Raw genomic sequence first — 24,040 nt, 5'->3', positions numbered from 1 at the left:
GGTGCGGACCGCGCGCGGGTCCGAAGGCGTCGGCCCGGCGCGGGGCCCTGGCGACGGTTATGGGGACCTGCGCGACAAGATGCAAGCGGCCCGCGCGAGGCGGGCCGCTAAACGTTCATTAAGCGCTTGCGCTTCAGCCACTTAGGCCGAAGCGTGACGGACTGCCGGGTCGGCTCAGTCGGCCGAGGCGACCTTCGGGGCGGGCGGGGTCTGGTAGATCAGGTACGGCTCGCTCTTGTGCTCGATCACCGACTCGTCCACCACCACCTTGCTCACGTTCTCCAGCGAAGGCAGCTCGTACATGGTGTCCAGCAGCACCGCCTCGACGATGGTGCGCAGGCCGCGGGCGCCGGTCTTGCGCTTGAGCGCCTTGCGCGCGATCGCGGTCAGCGCGTCGGGGCGGAACTCCAGTTCCACGCCCTCCATCTCGAACAGTTTCTTGAACTGCTTGGTGATCGCGTTCTTCGGCTCGGTCAGGATCTTCACCAGCGCCGCCTCGTCCAGCTCCTCGAGCGTGGCGACCACCGGCAGGCGGCCGACGAACTCGGGGATCAGGCCGAACTTGATCAGGTCCTCAGGCTCCACCTCGGCCAGGATCTTGCCGACGTCGGTCTTGCGCTGCGCGCTCTTGACCTTGGCGCCGAAGCCGATGCCGCCGGCTTCGGTCGAACGCTGCTGGATGATCTTGTCCAGGCCGGCGAACGCGCCGCCGACGATGAACAGGATGTTGCGGGTGTCGACCTGCAGGAACTCCTGCTGCGGATGCTTGCGCCCGCCCTGCGGCGGCACCGAGGCCACCGTGCCCTCGATCAGCTTCAGCAGCGCCTGCTGCACGCCTTCGCCGGACACGTCGCGGGTGATCGACGGGTTGTCGCTCTTGCGCGAGATCTTGTCGATCTCGTCGATGTAGACGATGCCCTGCTGCGCCTTCTCGACGTCGTAGTCGCACTTCTGCAGCAGCTTCTGGATGATGTTCTCCACGTCCTCGCCGACGTAGCCGGCTTCGGTCAGCGTGGTGGCGTCGGCGATCGTGAACGGCACGTTGAGCAGGCGCGCCAGCGTCTCCGCCAGCAGCGTCTTGCCCGAGCCGGTCGGGCCGACCAGCAGGATGTTCGACTTGGCCAGCTCGACGTCGTCGTTCTTCTGCCGGCTCTCGATCCGCTTGTAGTGGTTGTACACCGCCACGGCGAGCGTGCGCTTGGCGCGCTGCTGGCCGATCACGTACTGGTCCAGGACCTCGAGGATCTCCTTGGGCTTGGGCAGGTGGCTGCGCGAAGCCTGCGCCTTCTCCTCCAGCTCCTCGCGGATGATGTCGTTGCACAGCTCGACGCATTCGTCGCAGATGAATACGCTCGGGCCCGCGATCAGCTTGCGGACTTCGTGCTGGCTTTTCCCGCAGAACGAGCAGTAGAGAATCTTGTTGCTGTCGCCGGTGCTGCGGCCCTGTCGGTCGTCGCTCATGCTTGTGCCCAAATGGTGCTCATGTCTTGAACCCGCCCGAGCCGGACGCGTTCAGCGGTGCGGCCCGAGAATAACACAGCGCTCCGGCCTGCCCCGCAGGCCGGAGGGTGCCCGGAATCGCCGCCGGATCAATGATTTGACCAGGAAGTCTTTTCGGAACGCGTTCAGGTCGGCTGGATCGTCTCTTCCGGACGGCGCTCGAGCACCTGGTCGACCAGGCCGTACTCGCGCGCCGCCTCGGCGCCCTTGAAGTTGTCTCGCTCGGTGTCGCGGGCGATCGTCTCCAGCGCCTGCCCGGTGTGGCGGGCGAGGATCTCGTTGAGGCGCTGACGCAGGGTCAGGATCTCGCGGGCGTGGATGTCGATGTCGGTGGCCTGGCCCTGGAAGCCGCCGAGCGGCTGGTGGATCATCACCCGCGAGTTCGGCAGCGCCAGGCGCTTGCCCTGGGCGCCCGCGGCCAGCAGCAGCGCGCCCATCGAGGCCGCCTGGCCGACGCAGATGGTGCTCACGTCCGGCTTGATGTACTGCATGGTGTCGTAGATCGCCAGGCCGGCGGTGACGATGCCGCCCGGCGAGTTGATGTACAGATTGATGTCCTTCTCGGGGTTCTCGGCCTCGAGGAACAGCATCTGCGCGACGATCACGTTGGCGACGTGGTCGTCGATAGGGCCGACCAGGAAGATCACCCGCTCCTTCAGCAGGCGCGAGTAGATGTCGTAGGCGCGCTCGCCCCGGCTGGTCTGCTCGACCACCATCGGCACGAGGTTCAGGGCTTTGGTGAGATTGTCCATGCGGGCGGCACCTGGTCTGTGGGGCTGGGGCGTTCGCAAGTTGGGGGCATCCGGGGCGGAGCGCAAGTGGCCGGAGCGGCGGGCGTTGCGCGGGCGCCCGGCATTCGCGCCGGCCGCCCGCTGCCGCTTGCCCGTTCCTGCAAGCGCCCGCGCCGTTCCGCCCTCGACCTTACACCCGGATCGCTTCGTTGAACGACAGCGGCTGTTCGGTGTGCTGGGCGCGCTCGGCGATCCAGTCGATCACCTGCTCCTCCATCACCCGCGCCTGCAGGCCGGCCATCAGCTGCGGATCGTTGCGGTACAGCTCGATCACCTGCTCCGGCTCCTCGTAGGTCGAGGCGATCAGGTTCAGGGTCTCGGTGAGGCGGCGCGGCTCCAGCTTGAGCTCGTTGCGGCGGGCGATCTCGCCCACCAGCAGGCCGACCAGCACGCGCTTGCGCGCGGCGTCCATGAACGGCAGGTGCGCGTCGGCGGGGATCTCGCCGATCTGGCGCCCCTGGCGGCGGGCCTGCTCGATGGTCTGGCGGGCCATGTCGCGGGCCTCGTTCTCGACCAGCTTCGGCGGCATCTCGACGTGCGCGTAGGCGGCGATCAGCTGCTCGCCGACCTCGCGGCGCAGGCGGGTCATCAGCGCGCCCTTGAGCTCGCGCTGCAGGTTGGTGCGGATGTCGGCGCGGAACTGCTCGAGCTCGCCGCTCTTCACGCCGAAGCTCTTGATGAACGCCGCGTCGACCTCGGGCAGCACCGGTTCGGACACCTTGGTCGCCTTCAGGTGCACCAGCACCTTCTTGCCGGCGAACTGCGGCACGCGCCAGTCGGCGGGGAACTCGACCTCGATGGCCTTCTCCTCGCCGGCGGCCATGCCGGTCAGCGCCGCCTCGATCGCCGGGAACATCGCGCCCGACCCGATCACGGTGGCGCCACGCTCGACGCCCTCGGCCGGCAGGCGCTCGCCCTCGACCTCCGACCAGGTCTCGAGCTCGACCGCGTCGCCGACCGCGGCGGCGCGCTCGACCGGGTTCCAGGTGCGCCGCTGCAGGCGCAGGTTCTCGATCATCGCATCGATGTCGGCCTCGGTGACCTCGGCGGTGTGGCGCACCACCTGCAGCTTGGAGACGTCGATCTCGCCGAAATCCGGCACGACCTCGAAGGTCGCCACGTACGACAGCCCGCCCTCGCCCGCCGGCTCGATGCGCGGGCTGCCGGCGATCTGCAGCGCGTTCTCGCGCACCGCGTTGCCGAAGCTCTCGCGCAGCAGGCCGTCGAGCACCTCCGCGCGCACCTGCGCGCCGAACCGCTGCTCGATCACCTTGGCCGGCACCTTGCCCGGGCGGAACCCCTTGATCTTGGCGCCCCGCGCGATCTCGCGCAGGCGGCCGCCGACCTGGGCCTCCAGGCGCTCCGCCGGAAGGCTGAAGGTCATGCGCCGTTCGAGGGCGCCGAGCGATTCGACCGAAACTTGCATATCCACTCCTGCCGCCGCGGCGGCCGCCGCGGCACGATGTTGTGTTGACTGGTCCGCCCGCACCGCGGGCGCGCCGGAGCGTCGCCGGCCTGCGGAACTGGGTAGTTTCGCCGATTACGGACGCCGCCGCCAGCGCGCGCAGCGGCGGGGGCCGGAAGCGCGCCGCAGGCCGGGAGCGGCCATGCGCCGTATCGGCGCGCCGGCATCGGGGCGGGGACGGTGGTGCGAAAGGCGGGACTCGAACCCGCACGCCTTGCGGCACTGGAACCTAAATCCAGGGCGTCTACCAATTCCGCCACTTTCGCGCGGCCGCGGCTCCGCGGCATCCGATGCGCGATTCTAGGCCGGTGCCCGGACAAGAAAAAAGCACCTGGCGGGCCAGGTGCTTCTTCGGTTTGGTGGGCCGTCTAGGATTCGAACCTAGGACCTATTGATTAAGAGTCAACTGCTCTACCAACTGAGCTAACGGCCCGTACGTCAGGAGCGAAACTATAGCAATCCATGCGCCGGTTTCGCAACAGGTTTGGGGTGGCTGAGGGGACTCGAACCCCCGACAACTGGAATCACAATCCAGTACTCTAACCAACTGAGCTACAGCCACCGTAAAGCTTCTTCGTCGCGTTGGCGCGCCCGGCAGGACTCGAACCTGCAACCACCGGCTTAGAAGGCCGGTGCTCTATCCGGTTGAGCTACGGGCGCCGACTCGGACATCTTAACCGACGCACCGTTGGCACTGCCCCAGCCGGGCGGAACTCTGGTCGGGGCAGAGGGATTCGAACCCACGACATCCAGCTCCCAAAGCTGGCGCTCTACCAGGCTGAGCTATACCCCGAGACCGGGACTTCCGCGCGCCAAAGCCACGAAAGGCCGGATAGTTTGGTCGGCGGCAGCCTCGCTGTCAACGCGCAACGACGCGCCGACCGCGCCGCGTGCCCGGCCTGCGCGCACGCGGCGCCTGGCTCGCCGGACGCGACTCGCGCCGGCGACTTGCGGCGCGCGATCCGCGCCCGGCGCACGGCCGCTCGGGCTCCTTTGCCATTTCCTGCAAGGCGCTTGCGGTATCCTCACGGCGCAATCCCAGGGGGAACCACCAAGGAGCGAACATGCGCAGCGGCAACCCGGTACTGAAGGAATCCACTTTCCTCGATCTCGCCAGCGGCACGGTGGTGCGCCGCGACGGCGGGGCGATGACGCTCGCCGGCGCGGTCAACAAGACCGGCCTGCTGCTGTTGCTGTGCGTGCTGACCGCCGCCTTCGCCTGGAACCAGGTCAGCTTCACGGAGGCGGGCGCGGTCGGTGCCGGGCCGTACCTGTGGGGCGGCATGATCGGCGGCCTGGTGCTGGCGCTGGTCACCGCGTTCAAGCCCGCCTGGTCGGCGGTCACCGCGCCGTTGTACGCGCTGCTGGAGGGCTTCTTCCTGGGCGCGGTCTCGGCGATGTTCGAGCACCGCTATCCCGGCATCGTGATGCAGGCGGTGATGCTGACCTTCGGCACGCTGTTCGCGCTGCTGCTGGCCTACCGCTCCGGGCTGGTCCGCGCGACCGAGAACTTCAAGCTCGGCGTCGCCGCCGCCACCGGCGGCATCGCCCTGGTCTACCTGGTCACGATCGTGCTCGGGCTGTTCGACGTCCGCGTGCCGTTCATCCACGAATCGGGGCTGATCGGCATCGGCTTCAGCCTGTTCGTCGTCGTGATCGCCGCGCTGAACCTGGTGCTCGACTTCGACTTCATCGAAAGCGGCGCCGAGCAGGGCGCGCCCAAGTACATGGAGTGGTACGCCGCGTTCGGGCTGATGGTCACCCTGGTGTGGCTGTACGTCGAGTTCCTGCGCCTGCTCGCGAAGCTGCAGTCGCGCGACTGACGCCGGCCGCCCCGGCGCGCATCGGAAAGGGCGCCGCGGGCGCCCTTTTCCGTTCCGGGGTTCCTCAATCGGCGCGCCCGGCCCGCGCGCCGCGCGCCGGCAACAGAACGAACGCGATCGCGGCCAGGCCGAGCGCCCAGCAGTAGTAGACCTTGCCGGCGATCGCCAGCGGCGACAGCCCGGCGAGGGACGCCGCGAGCAGCACCTGCGCGCCGTACGGCAGGAGCCCCTGCACCACGCACGAGAAGATGTCGAGCAGGCTGGCGCTGCGCCGCGGGGCGATGCCGTGGCGCTGCGCGATGTCGCGCGCCAGGTCGCCGCTGACCAGGATAGCGACGGTGTTGTTCGCGGTCAGCGCATCGCTGCCCGCGGAAAGCGCGGCGATGCTGAACTCGCCGGCGCGGCGGCCGGCGTGCTCGCCGGCGAAGCGCGCGATCGCCTTCGCCAGCCAGTCCAGCCCGCCGGTGGCCCGGATCAGCCCCGCCAGGCCGCCGATCAGCAGCGACAGCAGGGTGATCTCGACCATGCTGTCGAAGCCGTTGTAGATGTCGGCGGCGAAGCTGGCCGGATCGTAGGCCTCGCCCAGCAGCAGGCCGGAGACGCCGGCCAGCGCCAGGCCGATGCCGAGCACCAGGACCACGTCCAGGCCGACCAGCGCCAGCACCAGGACCACCACGTACGGCAGCGCCAGCCAGGCGCTGGCGCCCTCTTCCGGCGGCGCCACCGGCGCGCTTTCGCCCAGCCACGCCAGCGCCGCCACCGTCGCCAGCGCCGCCGGCAAGGCGATCTTGAAATTCTCGCGGAACTTGTCGCGCATCCGGCACCCCTGGCTGCGGGTCGCGGCGATGGTGGTGTCGGAGATCACCGACAGGTTGTCGCCGAACATCGCCCCGCCGACCACCGCGCCCAGCACCAGCGCCTGGTCCAGGCCGGCGGCATCGGCGACGCCGAGGGCAATCGGCACCACCGCCGCGATCGTCCCCATCGAGGTGCCGATCGCCAGCGAGATGAAGCTGGCCACCAGGAACAGCCCCGGCAGGATCAGCCCCGGCGGCAGGCTGCCCAGGCCCAGCGCGACCACCGCGTCGACGGCCCCGATCGCCTTGGACACCGTGGCGAACGCGCCGGCGAGCAGGAACACCAGGCACATCAGCATCACGTTCGGATGGCCCATGCCGGCCAGCAGGGTCGGCAATGGCGGCACGCCGGCGCGGCGCGCCAGCCACGCGCCCAGCGCCAGCGCCGGCAGGATCGCCACCGGCGCGCGCAGCTGGTAGAAGCCCATCGCCTCGCCGTGCGCGGTGAAATACAGCCCGGCGCCGAAGAACAGCGCCAGGAACAGCAGCAACGGGGTCAGCGCCAGCGCGCTGGGAGCCACGTTCCCGGCCGCGGCGGCCGCCGAGTCATTCATCTTTCTATCCGAATGAAAGGAAGAATCGACGGATTCTGCAGTGCAGCAAGGGCTTTGTCGAGCGGGCCGGCGGAACGCTGTCGCGTGCGCCGCGGCAGAGCCGGCGGCCCCGCGGCGGCGCACGAGGCCCGCTCCGATCGGCCATGCCGCGCCCGCGGTCGCCGCGTGGCGGCACGGTCCGCGATCCGGCCGCCGGAAACGCCGACGGGGCGCCGAAGCGCCCCGTCGCGTGAAGCCGAACCGCCGCGGCGGCTCAGAGCCGGCCGGCGATCGCCTTGGCGAACGACTGGGTGGTGCCGCTGCCGCCGAGGTCCGGCGTCAGCGAATCCTTGGCTTCCAGCGTGGCGACGATGGCCGTGCGCAGGCGCGTGGCCTGCTCCGGCAGCGCCAGGTGGTCGAGCATCTGCGCGGCGCCGAGCAGCAGCGCGCACGGGTTGGCGATGCCCTTGCCGGCGATGTCCGGCGCGGAGCCGTGCACGGCTTCGAAGATCGCCGCGTCGGTGCCGATGTTGGCGCCCGGCGCCAGGCCGAGGCCGCCGACGAGGCCGGCGCACAGGTCGGAGATGATGTCGCCGAACAGGTTGGTGGTGACGATGATGTCGAACTGCTCCGGCTTCATCACCAGCTGCATGCAGGTATTGTCGACGATCATCTCGTTGCACTCGATGTCCGGGTACTCCGCCGCCACCGCGCGCGCGGTCTTCAGGAACAGGCCCGAGGTCGACTTGAGGATGTTGGCCTTGTGCACCACTGTGACCTTCTTGCGGCCGGTCCTGCGGGCCAGCTCGAAGGCGTAGCGGACGATGCGCTCGGAGCCGCGGCGGGTGACCTTCTGCGTGAGCACGGCGGTTTCGCCGTCCTCGCTCAGCTGCTGGCCTTCGCCGATGTAGGCGCCCTCGGTGTTCTCGCGCACGGTGATCAGGTCCACGCCCGACGGGAAGCGCGACTTGGTGTTCGGGAACGACTTGGCCGGGCGCACGTTGGCGTACAGGTCGAAGCGCTTGCGCAGCTCGACGTTGATCGAGGAAAAGCCCTCGCCCACCGGCGTGGTCAGCGGCGACTTCAGCGCGATGCGGTTCTTGCGGATCGAATCCAGGGTGGCCGCGGGCAGCAGCTCGCCGTGCTTCTCCAGCGCGACCAGCCCCGCATCGGCGAACTCGTACTGCAGGCCGAGGTTCATCGTGTCGAGCACGCCCAGGGTGGCGTCCATGATTTCCGGGCCGATGCCATCGCCACGGATGACCGTAATCGTCTGCGTCATAGGGGTTTTCTTCCGGCTGGGGGCGCCTGTCGGGGGGATACGGCGCCGAAGGGTCGAGCCGCGGAATTATGCCCGAGACGGCGAGTGTTTTCAGATGCAACGATCGTCGGGTGGCCGACGATGCGGGCGCCGCGCGCCCGCGGCCGGGCCCGCGTCGCATGGCGCGCCGGGACCGCGGCAAGGGCCGCGTCCAGCGCGACATGGCCGGATGCGGGGGGCGGCGCGCATCCGCTCCCTGTGCGTTCCCTGTGCGCGTTGCGCCGGGCCTGCGCCGACGGAAGCGGCCAGCCCCGCCGCCGCTTGCCGCAAGGGGCAACCACCGGCGCAGCGCGACCTGGGACATTGAACGCGCCGCGTCGGCTCAGCCGTGCCCGTGCTCGGCCGGGCTCGCGGCTTCGCCCTGCTCCAGCCGGTCGAGGAAGTCGACCGCGCGGCGCAGGTGCGGGATGACGATCGAACCGCCCACGACCAGGCCCACGGAGAACGCCTCGAAGAACTCGGCGCGGTTCACCCCGGCCTTGCGGCACTGGTCGACGTGGTAGCTGATGCAGTCGTCGCAGCGCAGCACCAGCGAGGCGACCAGGCCGAGCAGCTCCTTGGTCTTCACGTCCAGCGCGCCGGCCTGGTAGGTCTGGGTGTCCAGGGCGAAGAAGCGGCGCACGACCTGGTTCGGCTCGGCCAGGATGCGCTCGTTCATGCGCCGGCGGAATTCGGCGAACTCGGCGACGCGGTCGCCGCCCGGCTGCTCGGCGCCGCTCATGCCGCGGCTCCTTCCAGCAGCGGCTCCAGGCGGCCGGCGCGGTGCAGCGCCATCATGTCGTCGTAGCCGCCGACGTGGACGTCGCCGACGAAGATCTGCGGCACGCTGGTGCGGCGCGCGCGCTGGACCATGCGTTCGCGCTCGGCCGGGTCGAGGTCGACGCGGATCTCGGTCCAGGTCCGGCCCTTGCTGCGGAGGAAATTCTTGGCGGCCACGCAGTACGGGCAGATCGCGGTGGTATAGATCACGATCTCCGGCGCGGCGGAGGGGGGGCTGCTCAAGCGGTGCTCCTGAACTCTCGGCGGGGGCTGTGGTCGAATATGGGCTCGCGCCGGCGGCTTTTCCAGCCCGCGCGCGGAACGCTGCGAAACGTTGCGCGCGAAGCCGGGGCGGGTTAAACCCGGATTCATCCCATCGCCGGCGCCCGGCCCCATCCTGCCGGCGCTACCGAGCCGCATCGAGGCCCCGCTTGCGCCGCATCCTGCTTTCCGCCGCCCTGACCCTCGCCCTCGCCGGCCTCTGCGCACCGGCGCAGGAGCTGCCGGACATCGGCTCCTCGGCCGGCGAGCTGCTCACGCCCAAGCAGCAAGAGGAGTACGGCGCGATGATGCTGGCGCAGCTGCGCCATTACGACTACCTGCTCGAGGACCCGCTGCTCGACGGCTGGCTCGACGCGATGGGCTCGCGCCTGGCCGCGAACAGCGACCGGCCCAAGCAGCCGTTCACCTTCTTCCTGCTGAAGGAGCGGCAGATCAACGCCTTCGCCACCCTCGGCGGCTACATCGGCGTCAACTCCGGGCTGGTCCTGGCCGCGGACCGCGAGGACGAAGTCGCCGGCGTGCTCTCGCACGAGATCGCCCACGTGACCCAGCAGCACGTGCTGCGCGGGGTCGAGCGCGCGCAGCGGGACCAGTTGCCGATCCTGCTGGCGATGCTCGGCGCGATCGCCGCGGCGCAGGCCTCCGGCGGCAACTCCTCCGACGACGCCGCGCAGGCGGCCATGGTCGGCGCGATGGGCCTGATGCAGCAGCGGCAGATCGACTACACCCGTTCCAACGAGTCCGAGGCCGACCGCCTCGGCATCCAGACCCTGTCGCGCGCGGGCTACGACCCGGTCGCGATGGCGGACTTCTTCGCGGTGCTGCAGGCGCGCTCGCGCAGCAATGCGGCCAATTACTGGGGCGAATCGCCGGACTGGCTGATGACCCACCCGGTCACCACCCTGCGCATCACCGAGGCCAAGCAGCGCGCCGAGCAGATCCGCCGCGCGGCGCAGGGCGCGGCCGAGGTCTGCGTGCGCGACCCGCAGGGGCCGGTGGAATGCCGCCGCGAGCAGCCGCCGCAGCCGCCCAGCTTCGCCGACGAGGGGGCGATCAATCCGCTGCTTCCCAAGGGCATCAGCGTCGCCGCGGCCGCCGCCGCGCCGAAGGGCGGCACCGGCCGCTTCGACTTCGCGCGCGAGCGACTGCGTGTGCTCAGCGCGGACACGCCGCAGGAGGCGGTGCGCGAGTACGAGCGCCTGGCCCGTGCGGGCGCGCTCGACGAGGCGCAGCGCTACGGCCTGGCACTAGCCAGGCTGCGCGCCAACCAGGCCGCGGCCGCGGCGCAAAGCCTGGCCGAGTTGCTGCAGCGCCGCCCCGGCGACCTGTGGCTGGGGCTGGCCGTGGCCGAGGCCGAGGCGCGCACCGGCAAGGCCGACGCCGCCGACGCGCGCTTCGAGGCCTTGCTGCGGCAGAACCCCGGCAATCGCGCGGTGGCGCTGACCTACGCCAGCGTGCTCAACGAGCGGGCCACGCCCGAGGCCGGCCGCCGCGCGCAGGCGATCCTGCGACCGCTGCTGGGCCGCTCGGGCCAGGACGCGACCTTCCAGAAGCTGTTCGCGCGCGCCTGCGAGATCGCCGGCGACCCGATCCGCGCCGGCGAGGCCTACGCCGAGGCCGCCTACCTGAACGGCCGTCCCGAGCAGGCCCTGGTCCAGCTCAACACGCTCAAGCGGCGCCCGGACCTGGACTACTACGCCCGCGCCCGGATCGAGGCGCGGATCGCCGCGATCACGCCCACCGTCCTGGAACTGAAGCGCCAGGGCATCCGCGACGAGGATCTGGGGCGGCGCTGAACCGCACCTGCGGCGGCCCGCAGCCGGGCCCCCGGCGCCGCCACGGCACGGATGACGCTGTCATCGGTCGGTCACAAAACGGTAGTGTACTGGTGCGGCTTCCCCCAGCCTCCGCCCCGGTGCCCGCGTGCAGAAGCGCATCCTGATAGTCGAAGACGAACCCGCGATCCGCGAGATGGTGTCCTTCGCCCTGCGCAAGGGCGAGTACGAGCCGGTCCACGCCGCCGACGCGCGCGAGGCCCAGGCCGCCATCGCCGACCGCGTCCCCGACCTGATCCTGCTGGACTGGATGCTGCCCGGCACCAGCGGCCTTGAACTGGCCCGGCGCTGGCGCAAGGAGCAGCTGACCCGCGAGATCCCGATCATCATGCTGACCGCGCGCGGCGAGGAGAACGACCGCGTCGGCGGCCTGGAGGCCGGGGTCGACGACTACGTGGTCAAGCCGTTCTCCGCGCGCGAGCTGCTGGCGCGTATCCGCGCCGTGCTGCGCCGCTCGCGCGAGGACGACGAGGACGGCAGCGTCGCGGTGGGGCCGTTGCGCATCGACGGCGCCGCGCACCGCGTGTTCGCCAGCGGCGATGGCGGCGAGCAGCCGGTGCAGATCGGCCCGACCGAATACCGCCTGCTGCACTTCTTCATGACCCACCCGGAGCGCGTGTACTCGCGCACCCAGCTGCTCGACCACGTGTGGGGCGGCAGCGTCTACGTCGAGGAGCGCACCGTCGACGTGCACATCCGCCGCCTGCGCAAGACCCTCGAGCCGCACCACCTCGACGGCATGGTGCAGACCGTGCGCGGTGCCGGCTACCGCTTCTCCGCCGCGGTGGAAGCCTGAGGGGCGGGTGGAGAGCGTCGAACGGGGAGCCGGCTTTGACTCGCTCCCCGTTCCTCTCCACTCTTTACTGATCATGCCCCCGCGCGCGCGCTCCGCCTGGTTCCGCACCCTCGGCCAGCTGGTCCTGATCCTGTTGGCGTCGGCCGCGCTCGGGCTGGCGATCGGCCGGCCGTGGCCGGCGATCACCCTCGCCGCGCTCGGCGTGGTGGCCTGGCACTACTGGCGCCTGCGCCGGGTGCTGCTGCGCCTGACCGCGCGCCAGCGCCTCGCCCCGCCGCGCAGCGAGGGCGTCTGGAACGAGCTCGATCGCCTGCTCTACCGCAGCCAGTCGGAAATGCGCGCGCGCAAGAAGCGGCTGATCGAGATGCTGCGCGCCTACCGCGCCGCCGCGGCGGCCCTGCCCGACGCGATCGTGGTGGTCGAGCGCAACAGCCAGCGCATCCAGTGGTTCAACGAAGCGGCGGCCACCCTGTTCGGCCTGCGCTACCCGCGCGACCTCGGCGCGCCGCTGGCGCAGCGCCTGCAGCCGCTGACCCTGTCGCACTGGCTGGCCGCGGGGCGCAACGCCGAGGCGCTGGAGGTGGCCTCGCCGTGGACCCCGGGCGCGACGCTGAGCCTGCGCCTGATCCCCTATTCCGAGAACCTGTGGCTGCTGATCGCGCGCGACGTCAGCCGCCTGCTACACCTGGAACAGATGCGCCGCGACTTCGTCGCCAACGTCTCGCACGAGCTGCGCACGCCGCTGACCGTGGTGCACGGCTATCTCGACATGCTCGATCCGGAAGAACACCCGGACTGGGCGCCGATGCTGGCCGAGATGCAGCGCCAGTCGCAGCGGATGACCCAGCTGGTCGAGGACCTGCTGACCCTGTCGCGGCTGGAATCGCAGGACAGCCTGCCCGAGGAGACCGTGGCGATGGCGCCGATGCTGGCGACGCTGCGGCGCGAGGCGCAGGCGCTGAGCCAGGGCCGGCACGAGATCGCGGTCGAGGACAGCGCCGGCGTCGACCTGTGGGGCTCGAACAAGGAACTGCACAGCGCGTTCTCCAACCTGGTCAGCAACGCGGTGCGCTACACGCCGGCCGGCGGCTCGATCCGGATCCGCTTCCATCGCGAGCCCGGCGGCGGCGCGGCGCTGGAGGTCGCCGACAGCGGCTACGGCATTCCCGCCGCGCACCTGCCGCGCATCACCGAGCGCTTCTACCGCGTGTCCAACAGCCGCTCGCGCGAGAGCGGCGGCACCGGCCTGGGCCTGTCGATCGTCAAGCACGTGCTGAACCTGCACCAGGCGCGGCTCGGCATCGCCAGCGAGGTCGGCCGCGGCAGCACCTTCTCCTGCCATTTCGGCGCCGAACGCGTGCGCCCGCGCGACGAGTTCGCGCTGTCACCTGCCGAAGCCCTGCCATGAACGCCGCCGCCGAGCCGTCCTTCCTCGACTCCTCCGATCCGCTGCGCGATCCCGCGCTGTATTTCAACCGCGAGCTGTCGCAGCTGGACTTCAACTTCCGCGTCCTGGCCCAGGCGCAGGACCCGCAGGTGCCGCTGCTGGAACGCCTGCGCTACCTGTGCATCTCCTGCACCAACCTCGACGAGTTCTTCGAGATCCGCGCCGGCACCCTGCGCCACGCCCAGGACCTGGGCTTCGCGCCCGGCCCGGACGGGCTTTCGCCGGCGACGGTGCTCGCGCGCATCCACGAGCGCGCCGCCGAGCTGGTCCAGGCCCAGTACGAATGCTGGAACCGGGTGCTGCGCCCGGCGCTGTGGGAAGCCGGCGTGCGCGTGCTCGGCCGCGACGCCTGGGACGAGAAGCAGACCCGCTGGCTGCGCGACTACTTCCGCGACGAGATCATGCCGGTGCTGTCGCCGCTCGGCCTGGACCCGGCGCATCCGTTCCCGAAGATCCTCAACAAGTCGCTGAACATCGTCGTCGTGCTCAAGGGCAAGGACGCGTTCGGCCGCGAGGGGCACCTGGCGGTCGTGCGCGCGCCGCGCTCGCTGCCGCGCATCATCCAGATCCCGGAGGAAGTGTCCGGCGGCGCGCACGACTTCGTGTTCCTGTCGGCGGTGCTGTCGGCGTTCGTCGACGACCTGTTCCCCGGCATGCAGGTCAAGGGCGCGTACCAGTTCCGCGTGACCCGCAACTCCGAGCTGATCGTCGACGAGGACGAGGTCGAGAACCTGGCCCTGGCGCTGCGCGACGAGCTGGTCGGGCGCGGCTACCTGCGCGCGGTGCGGCTGGAGATCGCCGAGCAATGCCCCGACGAGATCGTGCGCACGCTGCTGGAGAACTTCGACCTGGGCGAGAACGCGGTGTACCGGATCAACGGCCCGGTCAACCTCAACCGGGTGATCCAGGTCTACGACCTGGTGCAGCGGCCGGAGCTGAAGTTCCCGCCGTTCCAGCCGCGCCTGCTGCCCGGCGTCGAGGGCATGTTCGAGCGCGTCGCCGCCGGCGACGTGCTGCTGCACCATCCGTTCGAGGCGTTCACGCCGGTGCTGGAGCTGCTCAAGCAGGCCGCCGAGGACCCGAACGTGCTGGCGATCAAGCAGACGCTGTACCGCACCGGCAAGGACTCGCCGATCGTCGACCACCTGGTGCAGGCGGCGCGCAACGGCAAGGACGTGACCGTGGTGGTGGAACTGCGCGCGCGTTTCGACGAGGAGGCCAACCTCGGCCTCGCCGACCGCCTGCAGGACGCCGGCGTGCAGGTGGTGTACGGCGTGGTCGGCTACAAGACCCACGCCAAGATGCTGCTGATCGTCCGCCGCGAGGGCCGGCAGCTGCGCCGCTACGTGCACCTGGGCACCGGCAACTACCACAGCGGCACGGCCCGGGTGTACACCGACTTCGGCCTGATCACCGCCGACCCGGACATCGGCAACGACGTGCACCAGATCTTCCAGCAACTGTCGGGCCTGGCGCCGGCGATCAAGCTCAAGCGCCTGCTGCAGTCGCCGTTCACCCTGCACGCTGGCGTGCTCAAGCGCATCGACCGCGAGACCAAGCACGCCAGGGCGGGCAAGCCGGCGCGGATCATCGCCAAGATGAACGCGCTGAACGAACCGCAGGTGGTGCGGGCGCTGTACCAGGCGTCCCAGGCCGGGGTGAGGATCGATCTGATCGTGCGCGGCGCCTGCACCCTGCGCCCGGGCATTCCCGGCGTGTCCGAGAACATCCGCGTGCGCTCCATCGTCGGCCGCTTCCTCGAGCACCATCGCGTGTACTGGTTCGCCAACGACGGCGCGCCCGACCTGTTCTGCTCCAGCGCCGACTGGCTGGAGCGCAACCTGCTGCGGCGGATCGAGACCGGCTTCCCGGTCCTCGACCCGGAGCTGGCCCGCCGCGTCTACGACGAGGCGCTGGCCAATTACCTGGCCGACAACTGCACCGCGTGGGCGCTGCGTGCCGACGGCAGCTACGAGCGCCTGGCCCCGCAGGCGGACGAGCCGCCGCATTCGGCGCAGGCCACGCTGCTGTCGCAGATCTGCGGCTGACCGGCACCTGCGACGGCGTACCTGTGATCGGAGCGATGGACGCGACGGCGCCTGAACGGGGATGATTGCGCCCCATGACTGACGCCTTCCCCACCGGCAGGCTGCCGCTCGTCGACGGCGACCTGCTGGCCGCCGTCGACATCGGTTCCAACAGCTTCCACATGGTGGTCGCGCGCTACGTGCTCGGCCAACTGCGCATCGTCGACCGGTTGCGCGAGACCGTGCGCATGGCCGAAGGCCTGGACCGCAAGGGCGGCCTGGCGCCGGAGGCGCGCCAACGCGCGCTCGACTGCCTGGCGCGCTTCGGCCAGCGCATCCGCGACGTGCCGCCGCAGCGCGTGCGCGCGATCGCGACCAACACCGTGCGCCGCCTGGCGGACCCGCAGGCGTTCCTGGTCCCGGCGGAGGCCGCGCTCGGCCACGCCATCGAGGTGGTGTCCGGCCGCGAGGAGGCGCGCCTGATCTACCTGGGCGTGGCCCATGCGCAGCCGTCCAAGCCGGGCGAGCGGCGCCTGGTCATCGACATCGGCGGCGGCTCGACCGAATGCATCATCGGCACCGGCTTCGAGGCGCTGGAGCGCGAGAGCCTGCAGGTCGGCTGCATCGCCACCACCCGGCGCTTCTTCGACAACGGCAAGCTGTCGAAGAAGAAATGGCGCGCGGCGCTGACCGAGGTCACCGCCGAGTTCCAGCAGTTCGCCGCCACCTACCGCAGCCTGGGCTGGCACGAGGCGCTGGGCTCGTCCGGCACCAACAAGGCGATCGGCGAGATCTGCGCGGCGATGAAGCTGACCAAGGGCGCGGTCACCGCCGAGGCGCTGCCGGTGGTGCGCGACCGATTGCTGCAGGCCGACCGCATCGACGCGATCGACCTGCCCGGGCTGTCGGCCGAGCGCCGCCCGGTGATCGCCGGCGGCGTGCTGATCCTGGAGGCGGCGTTCGACGCGCTCGGCCTGACCCGCATGATGGTCAGCAAGGCGGCGATGCGCGAGGGCATCCTCTACGACATGATCGGCCGCGGCGGCGCCGACGACCCGCGCGACGTCTCGGTGGCCGCGCTGATGCAGCGCTACGGCATCGACGAGAACCAGGCGCAGCGCGTCGAGGCGACCGCGCTGCGCCTGTTCGACCAGGTCGCGCGCAGCTGGCAGCTCGACGACGACGACCGGCTGATGCTGCGCCGCGCCGCGCGCCTGCACGAGCTCGGCCTGGCGATCGCGCACAGCCAGTACCACGTGCACGGCGCCTACGTCGTCGAGCACTCCGACATCGCAGGCTTCTCCCAGCAGCAGCAGCGCTTCCTCGCCGCGCTGGTGCGCACGCACCGCCGCGGCATCCCGAAATCCGCGTTCGACGCCCTGCCCGACCGGCTGCTCACCCCGGCGCGCCGGCTCGCGGCGCTGCTGCGTCTGGCGGTGCTGCTGCACCGCGCGCACGAAGCCGACCCGATCCCGCAGCTGGAGGCACGCGCCGACGACGCACAGCTCACCTTGACGCTGTCGCGGCGCTGGCTGGAGACGCGCCCGCTGCTGCGCGCCGATCTCGAGGGCGAGCCGGAGGACATGGCCGGGCTGGGGATCGCGCTCGGGTTCGAATTGGCCTGACGCTGCCATCGCGCCGCGGCCCAGGGGCGCGCCCCGGGCCCCGATCGCCCTGTCCGCGCCAGCCTCTCCCGCACCGCGCGGAGGGCCAGGGGCGCTACTGGCCCTTGGCCGCGCGGCGCAGTTCGGTGGCGCGGGCGAGAATCGGCGGCGGGTCGCGCTCCTCGGGGATCAGGAACACGCCGATCCGCTGCAGCCACTGCCCCGGCGGGCGCGCGGAGGTGATCGCCACGATCGGGATGGCCAGCACCAGGCCGGCGATCACCGGCGCCATCCACGCCGCCAGCGAGGGCGAGATCAGGTACGCCGCGGCGCCCGCCGCCGCGCCGAGCACGCCCATGCCGCCGTAGCGCCGCACCAGCGCCGACAGCGGCAGGGTACCGTCGTCGCGGCGCTGCGCGTCCCAGCCCGAGTCCTTGCCGGCCAGCACCTCGGCCAGGCCGCGCGACTGCACGTACATGGTGATCGGCGCCATCAGCGCCGCCAGCAGCGTCTCCAGCACCATGCTCGCCAGCGCGCGCAGCGCGCCGCCGCAGCCGCGCCGCGCCGCGCGGTCGAAGAACAGCGTGAGATAGCCGAGCACCTTCGGCGCCAGCAGCACCACCATGGTCATCAGGAACACCCACAGGAAACGCTCCGGGTCCTGGTCGCGCCAGTAGCGGGTCGGCGAGAACTCGGGCACCGACAGGCTTTGCCAGGCCAAGCCGGCCTTCTGCAGCGGGATGGCGAGGCCGACCAGCATCAGCATCGCCCACATCGGCGAGGTGAAGTAATGGCCGATGCCCATCGCCAGGTGCCAGCGGCTGACCCAGTGCAGGCCCCTGGACGGCAGCACCGCGCCGTGCTGCAGGTTGCCCTGGCACCAGCGGCGGTCGCGCACCAGCATGTCGGTCAGCGACGGCGGCCCTTCCTCGTAGCTGCCGGCGAGGTTCGGCGCCATGTGCAGCGCCCAGCCGCCGCGGCGCAGCAGCGCCGCCTCGACGAAGTCGTGGCTGAGCACGGTGCCGCCGAACGGCTTGAAGCCGCGCAGTTCCGGCAGGCCGGCGCACTGCGCGAACGCGCGGGTGCGGATGATCGCGTTGTGGCCCCAGTAGTTGCTCTCCGCGCCGTGCCACCAGGCGATGCCGTGCGCGATCACCGGCCCGTACACGCGGCTGGCGAACTGCTGCATGCGCGCGAACAGGGTGGTGCCGTTGACGATCAGCGGCAGGGTCTGGATCAGGGCGACGTCCCCGTTCCGCTCCATCGCTCCGGCCAGGCGGACGATGGTCTCGCCGGTCATCAGGCTGTCGGCGTCGAGGATCAGCATGTGCGGGTAGGCGGCGCCGAAACGGCGCACCCACTCGGCGATGTTGCCGGCCTTGCGCTCGCGGTTGTCCCGGCGCAGGCGGTAGAACAGGCGCTCGCGGTCGCCGGTGCGCTCGCGCAGGCGGGCGAAGGCGTCGATCTCCTGGGCGCGGACCTCCGGCCGGGTGGTGTCGCTGAGCACGAAGAAGTCGAAGCGGTCCAGCTGCCCGGTCGCGCGCAGCGATTCGTAGATCGCCTGCAACCCGGCCATCAGCCGCTCCGGATCCTCGTTGTAGGTCGGCATCAGCAGCGCGGTGCGGCTGCGCACGACCGGCAGCGGCGCGTCGTTGTCCAGGCCGAGCCGCCCCGGCCGGCGGGTCGCGATGACGAAGAAGCCGGCCACCGCGCTGACGAAGGCCTGCGCGATCCATGCGAACAGCGCCACGAACAGCAGCAGCAGGATCGTCTCGAGCACGTCGGTGCCGGCGCCGCGCAGCACCCACCAGATCTGGTACGTGGCGACCAGGGTCAGCAGGCCGGCGCCGCCGATCACGACGGCCCGGCGCCAGGCCATGCCGCGAGGCGTGGTCGGCAGGCGCGGCCGCTGCAGGCGGCCGGCGGAGAGCGACTGGATCGGCATCTCCAGCGGCGCCTCCGGCGGCAGCAACGGGGCCGCGCGGGCCAGTTCGAGGGCGAGGGAATCGGTCATGACGCTCATGCGGTCCACCGGTACAGCCAGGTTTCGCTCAGCGGCCCGGCCGCGTCGCGCAGGAGCGCGCGCAGTTCGATCGTGCGCGCGCCGTCGGGATCGAGTTCGAAGGTCAGGCGCCAGCCGCCGTCGCGCAGCGGGTAGGCATCGGGGTGCAGCGCGCGGCCGCGGTCGGCGGCGACTTCGGCGAGGACCGCGGCGCCGTCCTCGCGCGGCAGGCGGCCGCCGGCGTAGTCGATCACCACCCGCCGCGTGCCCCGGTACCCGGCGCCGATGCGGGTGTCGCGCACCCGCGCCAGTTCCGGCCGCCAGGCGTGCGTGCCGCACCAGTGCAGGCGGTAGTCGAAGCGGTGCTCGCGCCCGGCCGCAAGCGGGGCCCGCGGCCGCCAGAACGCGACGATGTTGTCGTGGAATTCGTCCGCGGTCGGGAGCTCGAACAGATGCACCGCGCCCTCGCCCCAGTCGCCCTGCGGCTCGACCCACAGGCTCGGGCGGCGCTCGTACTGGGCCTCGCTGTCGGCGTAGTCGGCGAAGGCGCGCTTGCGCTGCATCAGGCCGAACGCGCGCGGCGCGCGGCCGGCGAAGGCGCTTTCCTGCAGCGTCCTAGGATTGTGCAGCGGGCGCCAGACCTGCTCGCCCGCGCCGGTGTGCAGGGCCAGGCCGTCGGAATCGTGCACCGCGGCGCGGAAGTCGTCGACGCCGTCGCGGTCGTGGGCGTCGAACTGGAACATGCTGGTCAACGGCGCGATGCCGACCGCGTGCAGTTCCACGCGCGGGAACAGGCGCGCGTTCACGTCGAACGTGGTCTCCACGCCCGGGCGGATCGCGAGGCGGAACGCGCCGGCCGCGCTCGGCCCATCGAGCAGCGCGTGCACCACCGCCTGGGCCGCGCCCGGCGCCGGCCGCTCCAGCCAGAACGCGCGGAACACCGGGAACTCTTCGCCGGCCGGGTCGCCGGTGCGCAACGCCAGCCCGCGCGCGGACAGTCCGTAGGCCAGGCCGCGGACGACGGCGCGGAAGTAGCTCGCGCCGAGGAACGCGCAGAGCTCGTCGTAGCGATCGGCGCGATTGAGCGGCGCGTGCAGGCGGAAGCCGGCGTAGCCGAGGTCCTCGTCGCCCGGCCGCGGCAGGCCGTCGAACTCGAACTGCGCCGGCGCGTAGCGCAGCGGCACGGCCGTTCCGTCGGCGGCTTCGTACAGTTCCACCCGCTCGCGGAAGAAATAGCCGCGGTGGAAGAACTGCGCCTGGAACGGCAGGCCGCGCCCGCGCCACAGCGCCCGCGCCGGATCGAAGCGGATGTCGCGGTACTCGTCGTAGCTCAGCTGCTGCAGCCAGGCCGGCAACCGCGCGGAGGGCGGCCGGTAGGGCCGCGCCGCCAGCGCGCGCGCGCGATCGGCCACGTGCTCCGCGCCGGCGAACGGCCGCGCCGCGGCGGACGCGCGCGACCGCGCCGCGCCGAACAGCGCCAGCAGCGGCCAGGACGAGCCGGCCAACAGCACTTCGCGACGTCGCACGCGCACCTCGGATATGACAGCAAAGTCGCGATTGTATGAACGCGAGTGTTAACGCCGGCGCGCTATCGCCCGCTTTTTCGCACGCGCGATCCCGCGTAATCGTTTTCAGCGCGCGTCATGCGTTCGTCATCGCGCTGCCACCGACGCTTCATCGCCCGCCGCGAGGATCGTGCAAACCCGGGGAACGCCGCGGCATGCGCTACGCCATCGTCACCGAGACCTATCCGCCGGAGATCAACGGCGTGGCCCTGACCGTGCAGGGCCTGGAAGCGGGCCTGCGCGCGCGCGGCCACGAGGTGCAACTGGTGCGGCCGCGCCAGGGCGAGCGCGATGCGGGCGACGCCGACTGCGTGCTGGTGCGCGGCGCGCCGTTGCCGCGCTACCCCGGCCTGCGCGTGGGCCTGCCGGCGACGCGGCGGTTGCGCGCGCTGTGGCGCGCGCGCCGGCCCGACGCGATCTACGTCGCCACCGAAGGCCCGCTCGGCTGGTCCGCGCTGCGCGCGGCGCGGCAGCTGGGGATTCCCGCCGCCACCGGCTTCCACACCCGCTTCGACCGGTACATGCGCGACTACGGCGTGGGCTTCCTCGCCGCCACGGCGCTGGCCTGGATGCGCCGCTTCCACAACGCCGCCGACGCCACCCTGGTGCCGACCCGCGAGCTGGCCGAGTTCCTGCGCGCGCAGCGCTTCGACAATGTGGTGCGGCTGCCGCGGGCGGTCGACACCGCGCTGTTCGACCCGCGCCGGCGCGACGCCGCGCTGCGCAGGCAGTGGGGCGCGGAGGACGAGGCGCTGGTCGCGATCTACGTCGGCCGGATCGCGCCGGAAAAGAACCTGGAACTGGCGGTGCGCGCGTTCCGCGCGCTGCAGGCGGCGCGGCCGGAGGCGCGCTTCGTCTGGGTTGGCGACGGCCCGGCGCGCGAGCGCCTGCAGCGCGACAACCCCGACTTCGTGTTCTGCGGCGTGCAGCGCGGCGAGGCGCTGGCGCGCCACTTCGCCAGCGGCGACCTGTTCGTGTTCCCCAGCCTGAGCGAGACCTTCGGCAACGTCACGCTCGAGGCGATGGCCTGCGGCGTGCCCACCGTCGCCTTCGACTACGGCGCCGCGCGCGAGTACCTGCGCGACGCGCACGGCGCGCCGGTCGCGCCGGGCGACGAGGCCGCGTTCGTCGCCGCCTGCGCGCGCATCGCCGGCGACGCCGCCGCGCGCGCGGCGATGCGTGTGGCCGCGCGGGACGCGGTCGCGGCGTTGCGGCCGGAGCAGGTCGCGCCGATTTCGACGCGCTGCTGCACGGCCTGGCGCGCGCCGCACGGGACGAGAAGGACGCCGCGGCGGCGACGCCGCAAAAGGAGCTGCCATGAACCGCCCGACGCTGTACAAGCGCTTGTCCGCCAACGACGCCGGCTGGTGCCTGCGCGCCAACCGCTGGGGCGCGCGGGTCAGCCCGCGCTGGTACTTCGCCGCGGTCAGCCGGCTCGGCGACGGCGTGTTCTGGTACGCGCTGATGGCGGCGTTGATCGTGGCTGACGGGCGCGACGGCCTGGCCGCGTCGGCGCACCTGGCGGCGACCGGCGCGATCGCGCTGGCGCTGTACAAGCGGCTCAAGCGTTGGACCCGGCGGCCGCGGCCGTTCGCGTCGGACGCGCGCATCCATGCCTGGGTCGCGCCGCTGGACGAGTTCAGCTTCCCGTCGGGGCACACGCTGCACGCGGTCGCCTTCAGCCTGGTGGCGATAGCGCACTACCCGGGCCTGGCCTGGCTGCTGGTGCCGTTCACCGCCAGCGTCGCCGCCTCGCGGGTGGTGCTGGGGTTGCATTACCCCAGCGACGTGCTGGCGGCGACCGCGATCGGCAGCGGCCTGGCCGGGCTGTCGCTGTGGCTGGTGCCGGGTGTGTCGCTGTTCGGCTGAGCCGCGCTCACGCGTTGCCGAACCCCACCACCTTGGCCCGCGCCACGCTGGGGAAGTACTGGCTGACCCAGTCGCGGTCGTTGGCGACCTGCGCCTGGGCGCGGGTGGCTTCGAGCGCGGCGAAGTCCAGCCGCGCCACCGCCCAGCGCCGTTCGCCCTGCGTCTGCGCGATCACGCCATCGGCGGGCAGGCCCACATCCATCGGCGCGAACAGCGCCGCCTCGCCGGTGTTCACGTCCAGCGCCGGGCTCCACGGCGCTTCCCCGGCGGTGACCGACTGGGCGACGAAGCAGCGGTTCTCCAGCGCGCGCGCCAGGCAGCCCACGCGCACGCGGGTCGCGCCGGCCGCGGTGTCGGTGCAGCTGGGCACGATCAGCAGCCGCGCGCCGGCCTCGCACTGGGCGCGCACCGGCAGCGGGAATTCGCAGTCGTAGCAGACCGCCAACGCGCAGCGCACGCGGCCGCCGTCGGCGCCGGCCACCTCGAACACCTTCAGCGCGTCGCCGGGCTCGATCACCCCGGCGCCCTTCTCGAAGCCGGTCAGGCGCAGCTTGTCCTGCCAGACGTGGCTGCCGTCCGGCGCGAACGCGTAGCTGCGGTTGCGGTAGCGGCCGCCGCCGACGTCGAGCAGGAAGCTCCCGGCCACCACGTGCAGCGCGCGCTCGCGCGCCAGGCGCGAGAACAGCGCCAGCCAGTCGCGGTGGTAGCGCTGCGTCGCCGCCAGCGAGGCGCGCAGGTCGGCGCGCACCGCCGGCTCGAAGGTCGCGCCCAGTTCCAGCGACAGATATTCCGGCAGCACCGCCAGCTCGGCGCCGAGCGCCCGGGCCTCGTCGAGCCAGTGCGCCTGCTTCGCCGCGAAGGCGTCGAAATCGGACGGCGCGCCCACCGCGTACTTGGCGACGGCGACGGTCAGCGCGCTTGCGGCTTGCGTGCGTTCCATCAGGCGCGCTCCAGCGGCCGCAGCCAGAAGGTGAGGCTGTGCTCGACCTCGCCGCGGCCGACCTCGCGCCAGGGCAGGCGCGCGCGCAGGTCCGGGCGCGGGCGATAGCCGCGCTTGTTCCAGAACGCCTCGTTGCCGCGGTGCGATCCCGGCCGGCGCGGGTCGTCCGGGTCGCGGTCGACCGCGCAGAACGCGGTCCAGGCGTAGCCCCCCAGGCGCCGCGCATGCGCCTCGCGTTCGTCGAAGAAACGGTGGCCGAGGCCGCGCCCCCGGTACCGCGGCAGCAGCACCGACTCGCCGCAATAGAACACCTGCTTCGGATCGATCGCGCCGTCCGCGAAGGGAGCGAGGAAGGCCTCGTCCTCGTCCGCCAGCGGCAGCCCGGTGGAAGCGCCGACCACGCGCCCGCCGTCGAAGGCCAGCACCGCGATGCTGCGCGGCGATCGGAGGTAGGTGCGCAGGTACTGCGCTTCGTAGTCGGCGTCGCCGTCGTACAGGTAGGGCCAGTCGCGGAACACGGCGATGCGCAGCCGCGCCAGGTCGTCGAGAAACGGGGCGATCGCCGCGCCGACGAAGCAGCGCACGTCGGCCGCGGGCGCGGCGGCGGGAGGAGCGGAATTCATG

The 24,040-nt window shown here is 71.8% G+C and carries 18 protein-coding genes, 5 tRNA genes and 1 pseudogene; 8 read left to right on the top strand and 16 right to left on the bottom strand.

The window, feature by feature from the left end; translation table 11 throughout:
• Window positions 1-174: 174 nt before the first annotated feature.
• From clpX to EDC50_RS01850, 8 genes are all read right to left on the bottom strand, one after another.
• On the bottom strand, window positions 175-1,461 hold the full coding sequence (clpX, locus tag EDC50_RS01885; RefSeq protein ID WP_123768771.1) for an ATP-dependent Clp protease ATP-binding subunit ClpX: 1,287 nt from the start codon (window positions 1,459-1,461) through the stop codon (window positions 175-177).
• A 164-nt stretch (window positions 1,462-1,625) separates the two neighbouring features.
• Window positions 1,626-2,252 (bottom strand): ATP-dependent Clp endopeptidase proteolytic subunit ClpP, encoded by a 627-nt coding sequence (clpP, locus tag EDC50_RS01880; protein ID WP_123768770.1) that lies wholly within the window; start codon window positions 2,250-2,252, stop codon window positions 1,626-1,628.
• A gap of 169 nt (window positions 2,253-2,421) precedes the next feature.
• Window positions 2,422-3,717: a trigger factor gene (tig, locus tag EDC50_RS01875; RefSeq protein ID WP_123768769.1), complete on the bottom strand. Its 1,296-nt coding sequence runs from the start codon at window positions 3,715-3,717 to the stop codon at window positions 2,422-2,424.
• Between the two features lie 220 nt (window positions 3,718-3,937).
• Window positions 3,938-4,022 (bottom strand) — tRNA-Leu (locus tag EDC50_RS01870).
• Window positions 4,023-4,113: 91 nt separating this feature from the next.
• Window positions 4,114-4,189: transfer RNA gene (locus tag EDC50_RS01865), tRNA-Lys, on the bottom strand.
• A gap of 52 nt (window positions 4,190-4,241) precedes the next feature.
• Window positions 4,242-4,318, bottom strand: a tRNA-His gene (locus EDC50_RS01860).
• Between the two features lie 21 nt (window positions 4,319-4,339).
• Window positions 4,340-4,416 (bottom strand) — tRNA-Arg (locus EDC50_RS01855).
• A 56-nt stretch (window positions 4,417-4,472) separates the two neighbouring features.
• Window positions 4,473-4,549, bottom strand: a tRNA-Pro gene (locus EDC50_RS01850).
• 271 nt (window positions 4,550-4,820) lie between these two features.
• Between EDC50_RS01850 and EDC50_RS01845 the strand changes: the two genes are divergently transcribed.
• Entirely contained in the window at window positions 4,821-5,579 is a 759-nt protein-coding gene (locus EDC50_RS01845; protein WP_123768768.1) for a Bax inhibitor-1/YccA family protein, read from the top strand.
• 64 nt (window positions 5,580-5,643) lie between these two features.
• On the opposite strand, the gene EDC50_RS01840 is transcribed toward EDC50_RS01845, so the two are convergent.
• The 4 genes from EDC50_RS01840 to grxC form a co-directional block, all read right to left on the bottom strand.
• On the bottom strand, window positions 5,644-6,990 hold the full coding sequence (locus EDC50_RS01840; RefSeq protein WP_123768767.1) for a Na+/H+ antiporter NhaC family protein: 1,347 nt from the start codon (window positions 6,988-6,990) through the stop codon (window positions 5,644-5,646).
• 253 nt (window positions 6,991-7,243) lie between these two features.
• Window positions 7,244-8,251 carry an isocitrate dehydrogenase gene (locus EDC50_RS01835; protein WP_123768766.1) on the bottom strand — a complete coding sequence of 336 codons (1,008 nt, stop codon included), beginning with the start codon at window positions 8,249-8,251 and terminating at the stop codon, window positions 7,244-7,246.
• Between the two features lie 361 nt (window positions 8,252-8,612).
• Window positions 8,613-9,011, bottom strand: coding sequence for a carboxymuconolactone decarboxylase family protein (locus EDC50_RS01830; protein ID WP_123768765.1), 399 nt, complete (start codon window positions 9,009-9,011; stop codon window positions 8,613-8,615).
• Window positions 9,008-9,292, bottom strand: a complete 285-nt coding sequence (gene grxC, locus EDC50_RS01825; RefSeq protein WP_242002927.1) for a glutaredoxin 3 — start codon at window positions 9,290-9,292, stop codon at window positions 9,008-9,010. Before grxC ends, EDC50_RS01830 begins: the two co-directional genes overlap by 4 nt.
• Before the next feature lie 188 nt (window positions 9,293-9,480).
• Here grxC and EDC50_RS01820 point away from each other — a divergent pair, with 188 nt between their 5' ends.
• The 5 genes from EDC50_RS01820 to ppx all read left to right on the top strand — a co-directional run bounded on the left by EDC50_RS01820 (window position 9,481) and on the right by ppx (window position 17,061).
• The gene (locus EDC50_RS01820; protein ID WP_123768764.1) at window positions 9,481-11,127 is read left to right on the top strand and encodes a M48 family metalloprotease; all 1,647 of its coding nucleotides are present in this window, start codon (window positions 9,481-9,483) and stop codon (window positions 11,125-11,127) included.
• 127 nt (window positions 11,128-11,254) lie between these two features.
• Window positions 11,255-11,962: a phosphate regulon transcriptional regulator PhoB gene (gene phoB, locus EDC50_RS01815; protein ID WP_123768763.1), complete on the top strand. Its 708-nt coding sequence runs from the start codon at window positions 11,255-11,257 to the stop codon at window positions 11,960-11,962.
• Window positions 11,963-12,035: 73 nt separating this feature from the next.
• On the top strand, window positions 12,036-13,370 hold the full coding sequence (gene phoR / locus EDC50_RS01810) for a phosphate regulon sensor histidine kinase PhoR (protein ID WP_123768762.1): 1,335 nt from the start codon (window positions 12,036-12,038) through the stop codon (window positions 13,368-13,370).
• The gene (ppk1, locus tag EDC50_RS01805; RefSeq protein WP_123768761.1) at window positions 13,367-15,457 is read left to right on the top strand and encodes a polyphosphate kinase 1; all 2,091 of its coding nucleotides are present in this window, start codon (window positions 13,367-13,369) and stop codon (window positions 15,455-15,457) included. Before phoR ends, ppk1 begins: the two co-directional genes overlap by 4 nt.
• Before the next feature lie 74 nt (window positions 15,458-15,531).
• Window positions 15,532-17,061 carry an exopolyphosphatase gene (gene ppx / locus EDC50_RS01800; protein ID WP_123768760.1) on the top strand — a complete coding sequence of 510 codons (1,530 nt, stop codon included), beginning with the start codon at window positions 15,532-15,534 and terminating at the stop codon, window positions 17,059-17,061.
• Between the two features lie 94 nt (window positions 17,062-17,155).
• Here ppx and mdoH read toward each other — a convergent pair whose 3' ends face one another.
• A complete protein-coding gene (gene mdoH / locus EDC50_RS01795) occupies window positions 17,156-19,063 on the bottom strand; it encodes a glucans biosynthesis glucosyltransferase MdoH (RefSeq protein WP_123768759.1) in 1,908 nt (635 codons plus the stop codon).
• Window positions 19,060-20,568: an OpgD/OpgG family glucan biosynthesis protein gene (locus EDC50_RS01790; protein WP_123768758.1), complete on the bottom strand. Its 1,509-nt coding sequence runs from the start codon at window positions 20,566-20,568 to the stop codon at window positions 19,060-19,062. Before EDC50_RS01790 ends, mdoH begins: the two co-directional genes overlap by 4 nt.
• Before the next feature lie 194 nt (window positions 20,569-20,762).
• Here EDC50_RS01790 and EDC50_RS01785 point away from each other — a divergent pair.
• A pseudogene (locus tag EDC50_RS01785) lies at window positions 20,763-21,928 on the top strand (glycosyltransferase family 4 protein).
• Complete coding sequence (locus EDC50_RS01780) at window positions 21,925-22,476, top strand: phosphatase PAP2 family protein (protein WP_123768757.1); 552 nt, start codon at window positions 21,925-21,927, stop codon at window positions 22,474-22,476. Before EDC50_RS01785 ends, EDC50_RS01780 begins: the two are co-directional and overlap by 4 nt.
• A 7-nt stretch (window positions 22,477-22,483) precedes the next feature.
• Here EDC50_RS01780 and EDC50_RS01775 read toward each other — a convergent pair whose 3' ends face one another.
• Together EDC50_RS01775 and EDC50_RS01770 are read right to left on the bottom strand one after the other, a co-directional pair.
• On the bottom strand, window positions 22,484-23,389 hold the full coding sequence (locus tag EDC50_RS01775) for a carbon-nitrogen hydrolase family protein (protein ID WP_123769599.1): 906 nt from the start codon (window positions 23,387-23,389) through the stop codon (window positions 22,484-22,486).
• Window positions 23,390-23,415: 26 nt separating this feature from the next.
• Entirely contained in the window at window positions 23,416-24,039 is a 624-nt protein-coding gene (locus EDC50_RS01770; protein ID WP_123768756.1) for a GNAT family N-acetyltransferase, read from the bottom strand.
• Window position 24,040: the final 1 nt, after the last annotated feature.

It is taken from the genome of Vulcaniibacterium tengchongense, from assembly GCF_003814555.1.
Lineage (GTDB): Bacteria > Pseudomonadota > Gammaproteobacteria > Xanthomonadales > Xanthomonadaceae > Vulcaniibacterium > Vulcaniibacterium tengchongense.
This window is presented reverse-complemented; position numbering and strand designations above follow the sequence as displayed.

Coding starts and splice junctions, on each gene's coding strand:
- tig (WP_123768769.1), bottom strand. CDS start 3,717: ATGCAAGTTTCGGTCGAATCGCTCGGCGCCCTCGAACGGCGCATGACC.
- EDC50_RS01780 (WP_123768757.1), top strand. CDS start 21,925: ATGAACCGCCCGACGCTGTACAAGCGCTTGTCCGCCAACGACGCCGGC.
- mdoH (WP_123768759.1), bottom strand. CDS start 19,063: ATGAGCGTCATGACCGATTCCCTCGCCCTCGAACTGGCCCGCGCGGCC.
- EDC50_RS01830 (WP_123768765.1), bottom strand. CDS start 9,011: ATGAGCGGCGCCGAGCAGCCGGGCGGCGACCGCGTCGCCGAGTTCGCC.
- phoR (WP_123768762.1), top strand. CDS start 12,036: ATGCCCCCGCGCGCGCGCTCCGCCTGGTTCCGCACCCTCGGCCAGCTG.
- ppk1 (WP_123768761.1), top strand. CDS start 13,367: ATGAACGCCGCCGCCGAGCCGTCCTTCCTCGACTCCTCCGATCCGCTG.
- ppx (WP_123768760.1), top strand. CDS start 15,532: ATGACTGACGCCTTCCCCACCGGCAGGCTGCCGCTCGTCGACGGCGAC.
- EDC50_RS01840 (WP_123768767.1), bottom strand. CDS start 6,990: ATGAATGACTCGGCGGCCGCCGCGGCCGGGAACGTGGCTCCCAGCGCG.
- EDC50_RS01770 (WP_123768756.1), bottom strand. CDS start 24,039: ATGAATTCCGCTCCTCCCGCCGCCGCGCCCGCGGCCGACGTGCGCTGC.
- EDC50_RS01845 (WP_123768768.1), top strand. CDS start 4,821: ATGCGCAGCGGCAACCCGGTACTGAAGGAATCCACTTTCCTCGATCTC.
- EDC50_RS01835 (WP_123768766.1), bottom strand. CDS start 8,251: ATGACGCAGACGATTACGGTCATCCGTGGCGATGGCATCGGCCCGGAA.
- clpP (WP_123768770.1), bottom strand. CDS start 2,252: ATGGACAATCTCACCAAAGCCCTGAACCTCGTGCCGATGGTGGTCGAG.
- clpX (WP_123768771.1), bottom strand. CDS start 1,461: ATGAGCGACGACCGACAGGGCCGCAGCACCGGCGACAGCAACAAGATT.